Below are 7,127 nucleotides of genomic sequence, written 5' to 3' on the forward strand. Positions count from 1 at the left end.
GAACCGGACCGGCGCCGCTCCACCCGTCGGGGGTGGGGGCTGAGGGGGTCAGCCCGCCTGGCCGTTGAGCATGGGCGTGAGCTTCTCGTCGTACTGCGCGGCGAGCATCTTCACGTCATCGCCCTCGGCGATCTTCTGGAAGAGCTCCTCGTAGACGAGGGCGCCCTCGACGGCGGCCCAGCCCGGCGCCGCCGGGGTCAGCTTGGAGGCCTGGGCGGTCTGCACCGTGACCTCGCCGAACTTGTTCGGGTTGCCGTCGGCGTCGACCGTCATGAGCTTGTCGAAGTCCGAGTTGGCCGGGCCGAGGCCGGCCTGCGCGAGCTTGGTCTGGTACTCGTCCGAGTAGACGACCTTCAGCAGGTTCTCCGCGAGCTCCGGGTGCTGCGACTTGGCCGAGACGGCCAGGTTGGAGCCACCGGCGAACACCGGCGCGACGCCGCCGTCGACGCCCGGCAGGGCGAAGATGTCGAACTTGGAGTCGTCCGCCATGCCGTCGGGGACCTCCTTGCCGTCGTCACCCTTGACCAGGTCGCCGATGGACCAGCGGGCCCAGCCCGGCGCCATGATCGTGGCGGCGTCGGGCGCCTCGCCGTCCGTCCCGTCGTTGAGGAAGTCCCAGTACGCGACGTCCTTCGCGGTGGCCGGCAGGTTCGAGGAGCCCTCGAACACGTCCTGCCACTGCTCGAGGCCCGCGACCGTCTTGGGGTCCGACAGGGTGGACTTCCACTGGTCGCCGTCCTTGACGGCGAGCTCGCCGCCGTTCGCGAAGACCCAGGAGATGCCGTTGCGCCAGTCCTGGCCGCCCATCGCGAAGCCGGACTGCTTCTTCGACCGCAGCTTCTTGACGGAGTCGCCGAACTCCTCGAGCGTCTGGGGGACGTCGAGACCGGCCTTCTTCCAGATGTCCTTGCGGTAGAACATGAAGCGCGAGCCGTAGTAGTAGGGCAGCGCGTACTTGGTGTCGTCGATCGAGCCGGCCTCGACGAAGGACTGCAGCAGCTTGTCGCCGCCCAGCTCCTCGTACAGCTCGGGCGAGATCTCGCGGAAGGCGCCGGCGTAGGTGAACGTCGGGGCCTGCGTGTTGCCGATCTCGACGACGTCCGGCGTGTTCGCGGCGTCGGGCAGCGCGGTCGTGAGCTTGGTGACCAGGTCGGTCCAGTCCTGCTCCTCGATCGTCAGCGTGGACCCCGGGTTCTCCTTCTCGAACGTGTCGACCAGGTACTTGCGCAGGTCGTCGTTCGTGTCCGCGCCGGCGAGCCACAGGGTGATGTCACCGGCCTCGGGGGTGCCGCCGTCCTGGCCGGCACTCTCGTCGTCGGCGGGCGCGCACGCGGAGAGCGCGAGCGCCAGGGTCAGGCTCGTCGCCACGCCGGCGGCGACGACACGGGTCCTCTTCACTGGGGATTCCTCTCGATCTGTCCAGGGTCGTTCTGAGCAGCGCGACGTCAGGGTCGGAGCTGCTGGGTGCGGGTCGTCGAGCCGGGGTCAGGAGACCCCGAGCTGGGCGGCCAGCACCAGGACGGCCGCGCCGGAGAGGACGACGTCCTCGTCGAGCGTGGCCATCCGGAGCCGCAGTCCGGCGGCGGTGGCCGGCATCGTGCGGTCGGTCAGGGTCTGCAGGGCGGCGGTGCGGAGCGCGCCGTCGAGCAGTTCCGGGGGGCCGCTGAGCAGCACCTCGGCGAGGTTGAGGGCGCCGACGACCGGCGCGAGCGTGGTGCCGAGCGTGCGCCCGACGCGGGCGAGCGCCTCGTCCGCGTCCGCCGGGTCCAGCCCGGCGACGACGCGGCGCAGCGCCGGCACGGCGAGCACGGTCTCGAGGCAGCCGCGCCGACCGCAGGCGCAGGGCTCGCCGTCGTCCACGACCGTGACGTGGCCGAGCTCCCCGGCGGCGTCGGCGGAGCCGTGCACGCGGGAGCCGTCGACCATCACGCCGGCGCCCACGCCCTGCCCGACCGTGAGCACGAGCATCGAGCCGGCGGCGCCACCGTAGGTGTACTCGCCGAGCGCGGCCGAGTTGGCGTCGTTGGCGACGTGCACGGGCAGCGCCAGGCGGTCCGTGAGGATCTCGCCCAGGGGCAGGTCCGTCCACTGCCGGTTGGGTGCCTCGATGACGCGGCCGGCGTCGTCGACCACGCCCGGCGAGCCCACGCCCACCCCGACGACCGGCCGCGTGGCCGCGGAGATGAGCGTGCGCGCGAAGCGCGTCAGGAGGTCGACGAGCTCGTCTCCCACGTGGCCCGAGACCGGCAGGGACCGGCGCACGACGGCCTCGCCCGTGAGCGTCATGACCGCACCGCGCATGACCGCGTCGTCCGACAGGTCGACCGCCACGATCTGGTAGGCGTCCGTGCGCATCCCGACGAGGATCGCGGGCTTGCCGACCCGGCGGCCGGGCTGCACGCCCAGCTCCTCGACCAGGCCCTCGGCGAGGAGCACGTTGACCAGGTCGGAGATCGTCACACGGGTCAGCGACGTCGCGCGGGCGAGGTCGGCACGCGACGTGGGCCCCTCGTGGAACAGGTGCTGCAGCACGAGGGAGCGGTTGTGCGCCCGGGCGTGCTCGGGGAGCACCTTGGAGGTGGCTCGCAGGCCGGCACCCAGACCTCGTCGTGGCGCGCGCGTCGTCGGCGTGGACATGTTTGTTAGTACAGCGTCTTAACAAGGTCGGTGTCAATCTGCTGACCCGCCGCCCCGGGACGCGTTACCGGATCGTGACGGGTGGATCGGGCCGGGTGGATCGGGCCGGGGGTCTCGACCGAGCGTCACCGCGCAAGGTCACGGTCTCAGCACGGTCTTGTCACGATCCCGCGGTCCCCACCTGGGACGACGTGCCCCCGCCCCTACGCTCGGACCCATGGCTGCCACCCCACGTCCGGTCCGGGGCCGCCGTGCGCCCGCCGTCGCTGCGGCGCTCGCCACGGCGCTGCTGCTCGTCGTCACGGGCTGCTCGTCCGACCGCGGGGACGAGGCGTCGTCGTCGGGGGTCTCGGACAGCGCGGGGGCGGCCGAGGCCCCGGCAGCGACCGACGGGATGGCGGAGGCCGACCCCGCCGGCGCGGCGGCCGAGCGGGAGATCGTCACGACCGGCAGCGCGACCGTCGTGGCCGACGACCCCGCGGCCGCGGCGAGCCGCCTCGCGCGCCTCGTCGAGGAGGCCGGCGGCCGTGTGGAACGACGCACCGAGACCGCCTCCACCCCGGACTCCCCCGGGTCCGCGTCGATGACCGTGCGGCTGCCCGCGAACCGGATGACGGGCGCCGTGGAGGCGCTCGACAAGCTCGGGACGGTCGAGGACGTCGACGTGCAGAGCGTGGACGTCACCGGCGAGGGGCAGGACCTCGACGCCCGCATCGCCGCCCTCACCACGTCGACCGACCGGCTGCGCGACCTCATGAAGACCGCCAGCAGCACGAAGGACCTGCTCGAGGTCGAGCAGGAGCTCTCCGACCGCCAGGCCGACCTCGACGCCCTCACCACGCAGCGGCAGCGGCTGTCCGACCAGGTCGCCATGTCGACGCTCGACGTGCAGCTCGTCCCCGAGCCCGTCGCCGCCGCGCAGTCCCGCGGCGGCTTCGTCGGCGGCCTCGCGTCCGGGTGGAGCGCGCTGGTGACGACCGTCCAGACCGTGGTCCTGGTCCTCGGCGTCCTCCTCCCCTGGCTCGCCGTCGCCGCGCTCGGCTACCTCGGGTACCGGTGGCTGCGCCGGCGCAGCAGGCCCGCGGCCGACGCCGACGGCGGCGCCCCCAGCGGACCCGGGGGCTCGACCGGAGGCCCCGACGGACCAGACGTCCCCCGCCCCGCGCCCGACGACGCCCCGGACGAGGCACCTGAGCCGGTCGCCGCGGGCCGGTGAACCGGCCGACGGGCGGCGCGACGCGACCCGTGCCTCCCGGTGACGTGCGCGAGTGCTCTCAGGCTCGGGGCGCAGCGGCGACGGCAGCGATGGCGTCTGCCAGCTCGCGCGGGCGACTCCACATGGGCCAGTGCCCCGTCGGCAGGTCGACGACGTCGACGCGCTGCAGACGAGCGACCTCGGCGAACATCGGGTGGCCGGCGTCGGCGAGCTCGAGGACCTGAGCGCTCGGCATGGAGCAGCACACCAACGTGGTCGGCACACCGAGGCGGTCGGCGTGGGACAGGTCCACCGCCTGCCGCAGGACAGGGCCAGGTTCCGCCACCGCCTGTTCCCGGAACCGACGCAGGTCATCGACGTCCAGACCTTCGAGGCTGGCCTGCTGCCCGAGCGTCTCGAAGCCGGGAAGCGGCAGCTCCACCAGGTCTGCCGGCAGGTCCGGTGCGAAGACGGTCCCGGGTGCTACCGGGCCGCTGTCCACCCACACCATGTGAGCGACCAGTTCCGGGTGGCGATCAAGAACGATGCTGGCCGGGGCGTTGGCTCCGCTGTGCGCGACCAGGACTGCCGGCCGGCCGGCGCCTGCTGCCGTTCTCAGCGCATCCTCGACAGCCGTCGCTTGGTCGTCGAGGGTCCGTGCAGAGCGCTGGGGGTCGTCGGGGTCGAGCCCGGGCAGGGTGAGCGCGATCGCCCGACTTCCCGTCTCGCGCAGGCGCTCCACGACCTGGTCCCAGGCCCAGGCTCCCAACCAGTGGCCCGGAACCAGGACGATCGTCGCGTTCTCGTGAGTGGTCATGACACCACCGTCGCAGTCACGCTGGACAACAGGGTGTCACTATTTCTGACACGAATCGGTAACGTGAGCGCATGAAGCGATCGGAGCGTCTTCATGCCCTCACCGAGACGCTGCGGCGCCGGGGTGCCCGTGGCTCCACCGCTGAACGGCTGGCCGCAGAGTTCGGGGTCTCGGTGCGCACGATCAAGCGTGACCTGGCTGCTCTGGAGGCCACCGGAGCACCGGTCTGGTCGAGGCCTGGACCCGGAGGGGGTTATGGCCTTGCCCCGGGAGCGTCGCTGCCGCCGGTGAGCCTGAGTCCCGCGCAGGCAGTGGCTCTCCTCGCGGCCGCCACGGCCGCAGCCGATGCTCCCTACGCCGATCTCGCAGCGGCAGCCGTGCGGAAGATCCTCGACGTGCTCGACCCTCGGACCCGCGAGAAGGCCGAGCAGCTCGCCGGCCGGGTGTGGGTGGACGCGCCGTCCGCGCGGGTGAGCCGGGTCGTCACCTCGGCGGTCGAACAGGCGATGACCGACCGGAAGGTGGTGCGGATCCGTTACGCCTCCGGCGACGGCACCCCGACCACCCGGGATGTCGAGCCGGTGCTGTTCGGGTCCGTGACCGGGAGCTGGTACCTGATCGGGTGGTGCCGGCTCCGCGATGCCATGCGCTGGTTCCGACTGGACCGCATCCAGCACGCCGTCGTCACCTCGGCCCCGTGCGGCGACCACACCGTCGACGAGGTCGGGACACCGCCGGCCACTGCCCGACCCGTGCACGGCTGACCGAGCCGCGGGCTCGATCAGCCGTGCCCGGTCAGTACACCTCGCCGGCGGGGACCTCGGCGTCCGGTTCCGCGCCGTCGCGCCCCTCGACCCAGCCGCCCATCCCCGCCCACCCGGCCTCGGCGCGCTCCGCCGCGAGGTCGCGCGGGTAGCCGGTGACGCCGGGCCGGCGCTGCCAGGGTCGCGGCCCGTCCAGCGGCCGGTACTCCACGCCCGCGGCGTCCAGCCGGGCGAGGTGCGCCTCCCGCAGCCGCTCGTCGAAGCCCGTCGCCGCGGGGTTCCAGACCGCCTCGGCGAACGCGGCGAGACGCGGGAAGGCCGCGTAGTCCAGGCGTCGGACGGAGTCGAGGTGCTCGCTCCACAGCTGCGCCTGCGCCCCCAGCAGGCTGCCGGGCAGGTCGCCCTCGAGCTCGGGGCGCGCGGCCAGCAGGCCCGTGGGGAGCGGCTCGAAGGCGCGGACGTCCTCGACCGTGCGGACGAAGCCGACGGGAACGGGCTCGTCCACGCCGTCGGCGGCGCGGTGGTCGAGGTAGACCTCCTGCTCCGGCGCCATGACCACGTCGTGCCCGGCGGCGAGGGCGTCGGCCGCGACCGCGTGGCCGCGCCAGCACGTGACGACGACGTCGCGCGGGAGGTCGGGGCCGAACGCCTCGTCCCACACGACGGCGCGGCGGCCCTTCGAGCGCAGGTGGTCCGCCAGCCGCGCGAGGAACCAGCCGTGCAGCCGCGCGACGTCCCCCTCGCCGTCGGGACCGACGAGGCCGAGCCCGGCGGCGCGCGCCACGATGTCGGGGCGCTCCCGCCACGCACCGACGGGCACCTCGTCCCCGCCCAGCGCGACGAACGGCGAGTCGAAGATCTCGCACACCTCGTCCAGCACGCCCTGGAAGAGTTCGACGGCGGCGGGCGACGGGTCGATCACGTCCTCGCTGATGCCCCAGGTGGTGCGCACCTCGTGCGCCCCGGGACGCGCCGCCAGCTCCGGGTAGGCGGTCAGCAGGGCCTGCACGTGGCCCGGGGACCCGATCTCGGGGACCACGGTCACGCCGCGCTCGCGCGCGTAGGCGACGATCTCGCGCAGGTCGTCCGGCGTGTAGAAGCCACCGTGCGGGCGGCCGTCGTAACGACCCGCCCGCCAGGTGCCGACGCCGGACTCGCGGCGCCAGGACCCGATCTCGGTGAGCCGCGGGTAGCGCGCCACCTCCACGCGCCACCCCTGGTCGTCGGTGAGGTGCAGCTGCAGCACGTTCAGGTGGTGCGCGGCCGCCAGGTCGACGAACCGCAGCACGTCCGCCTTCGGCAGGAAGTGGCGCGCGACGTCGAGCAGCACCCCGCGCCAGCCGAACCGGGGCGAGTCCTGGACCGTGACGACGGGCAGCACGAGCGGCACGCCCTCCCCCGCCCGGCGGAACGCCTGCGGGCCGGCGAGCTGGCGGAGCGTCTGGGCCGCGGCGTGCGCGCCGGCCGGGTCGGCAGCGGCGACGCGCACGACGGCGCCGCCGCCGCCGTCGTCGGTGACGGCCAGCCGGTAGCTGCCGGCGGGGACTGCGCCGTCGATGGCGAAGACCACGTCGGCGGGCGGGGCGTCCGTGCCGTCGCCCGCGAGCGCCAGGTCGAGGCCGAACGCGTCCTCGCTCGCGCGCCGCCACCACCGTGCCGCGGCACGCAGGGCGGGGTGCGCGACCACCCGCGCCCCCGCCCGCCCGGCCCCCGC

Annotated in this window: 6 protein-coding genes; 2 read left to right on the forward strand and 4 right to left on the reverse strand. The window is 74.0% G+C overall.

Annotation, left to right across the window (positions count from 1 at the left end):
* Positions 1–48: 48 nt before the first annotated feature.
* Together ACFT55_RS17970 and ACFT55_RS17975 are read right to left on the reverse strand one after the other, a co-directional pair.
* Entirely contained in the window at positions 49–1,398 is a 1,350-nt protein-coding gene (locus ACFT55_RS17970; RefSeq protein WP_380245210.1) for an extracellular solute-binding protein, read from the reverse strand.
* An 87-nt stretch (positions 1,399–1,485) separates the two neighbouring features.
* Complete coding sequence (locus ACFT55_RS17975; protein ID WP_380245211.1) at positions 1,486–2,637, reverse strand: ROK family protein; 1,152 nt, start codon at positions 2,635–2,637, stop codon at positions 1,486–1,488.
* A 217-nt stretch (positions 2,638–2,854) separates the two neighbouring features.
* On the opposite strand from ACFT55_RS17975, the gene ACFT55_RS17980 reads away from it, so the two are divergent.
* Positions 2,855–3,853, forward strand: a complete 999-nt coding sequence (locus ACFT55_RS17980; protein ID WP_380245212.1) for a DUF4349 domain-containing protein — start codon at positions 2,855–2,857, stop codon at positions 3,851–3,853.
* A 58-nt stretch (positions 3,854–3,911) separates the two neighbouring features.
* On the opposite strand, the gene ACFT55_RS17985 is transcribed toward ACFT55_RS17980, so the two are convergent.
* On the reverse strand, positions 3,912–4,649 hold the full coding sequence (locus ACFT55_RS17985) for an alpha/beta fold hydrolase (protein WP_380245213.1): 738 nt from the start codon (positions 4,647–4,649) through the stop codon (positions 3,912–3,914).
* A gap of 71 nt (positions 4,650–4,720) precedes the next feature.
* Between ACFT55_RS17985 and ACFT55_RS17990 the strand changes: the two genes are divergently transcribed.
* Entirely contained in the window at positions 4,721–5,413 is a 693-nt protein-coding gene (locus ACFT55_RS17990) for a helix-turn-helix transcriptional regulator (RefSeq protein ID WP_380245214.1), read from the forward strand.
* Between the two features lie 31 nt (positions 5,414–5,444).
* Here ACFT55_RS17990 and ACFT55_RS17995 read toward each other — a convergent pair.
* Positions 5,445–7,127, reverse strand: a 1,683-nt coding sequence (locus ACFT55_RS17995; RefSeq protein ID WP_380245215.1) for a beta-N-acetylhexosaminidase, incomplete at its 5' end; no start/stop codon positions are given.

The sequence above is a fragment of the Isoptericola sp. NPDC057191 genome, assembly GCF_042670225.1.
GTDB lineage: Bacteria > Actinomycetota > Actinomycetes > Actinomycetales > Cellulomonadaceae > Isoptericola.